Annotated in this window: 1 protein-coding gene; it reads left to right on the top strand. The window is 79.1% G+C overall.

All coding sequences use genetic code 11. The features are described 5' to 3' along the window. A partial coding sequence (locus tag HW578_RS27575) for a DUF6596 domain-containing protein (protein WP_369407996.1) occupies positions 1-502 on the top strand: 502 nt, incomplete at both ends.

Here is a 502-nt window from a genome sequence, read left to right on the forward strand (position 1 = left end):
GGATGCTCGACCAGCACCGCCGCCGTGCCGTGGCGCGCGCCGCCGCACCCGAACTGCTGCACCGCGCGCGCCTGCCGGCTGACCCGCCCGCGGCGATTCCCGACCACCGCCTGGCGCTGCTGCTGGCCTGCGCCGACCCGGCGGTGGAGCCGGCCGCGCGTGCGCCGCTCATGCTCCAGACCGTGCTCGGCCTGGATGCGGCGCGGATCGGATCGGCCTTCCTGGTGGCGCCGGCGGCGATGGGCCAGCGCCTGGTGCGCGCCAAGCGCCGCCTGCGCGAGGCCGGCGCACGCTTCGCCCTGCCGGAGCCAGAGGACGTGGCGGACCGCCTGCCCGAGGTGCTGGCCGCGATCTATGCCGCCTACGCGGCCGGCGCAGCGGATGGCGGGGATGGCGGCACGCTGGCGGCGGAGGCCGCCTGGCTGGCGCGGCTTGCGGCCGCGCTGGCGCCGCTGGAGCCGGAGGCGCTCGGACTCGCGGCGCTGCTGCTGCACCTGCAGGC

This window comes from Roseomonas rosulenta (assembly GCF_016106005.1).
Lineage (GTDB): Bacteria > Pseudomonadota > Alphaproteobacteria > Acetobacterales > Acetobacteraceae > Neoroseomonas > Neoroseomonas rosulenta.